The sequence below is a fragment of the Sulfitobacter sp. HI0040 genome (assembly GCF_001634885.1).
GTDB lineage: Bacteria > Pseudomonadota > Alphaproteobacteria > Rhodobacterales > Rhodobacteraceae > Sulfitobacter.
The window spans coordinates 1-631 of record NZ_LWEX01000473.1 but is presented as its reverse complement, the minus strand read 5'-3'; the positions used below and the strand labels follow the sequence as shown (position 1 = coordinate 631).

At 56.1% G+C, this 631-nt stretch carries 1 protein-coding gene; it reads left to right on the top strand.

Translation table 11 applies throughout. From position 1 onward, the window contains the following. Positions 1–80 precede the first annotated feature (80 nt). On the top strand, positions 81–631 hold a 551-nt coding region (locus tag A3728_RS19130), incomplete at its 3' end, for a S24 family peptidase (RefSeq protein WP_150120893.1).

Genomic DNA, 631 nt, shown 5'->3' with positions numbered 1-631 from the left:
CATCATGCGCACAAAGCGGACAAAATGCAAGCGCATATTGCGGACATACTTCCGCGCGGTTTTGTGCGCAATCTGAGCGCATGGAAAACGCTGATGCATTGAGGAACGCGGTAAAGAGTATCCGCGAAAGAGCTGGGCTGTCAGTAAGGGCAATGGCGGCCCATCTTGGCATGAGTCCGTCCGGTTACAGCCATTATGAGCAGCGGATAAAGGATAAGTCCCTACCTCCGAAGATTGCAGCCTCCATCGCAAATGTGGTGGAGCCTCTAGGGGTGCCGCGCGAAGAGGTCTATGATCTGACGTTGGGCGAAATAAGAGACCACTCAACCTTCAACAGCGTTCTGCCCACTAGGATCGAAGCGGATGCCCCTGCAGAAAACGGGCAGTCACTGGTTCCTGTTTACGATGTTTCCGCGAGTGCGGGGTTTGGGGCGCTTGTGGACTACGAAGAACAGACGCACAGCCTCGCCTTCCCGCCTGACTACTTGAAGCGCCTGACCAGCAGCCCCCCGCAAAACCTCGCCATCATCAGCGTCAAAGGCGAAAGCATGGAGCCGACGCTTGTGGATGACGACATTGTGCTGGTCGATATGTCCAAGACGCACATGGGCTTCGAGGCGGGGGTCATTCC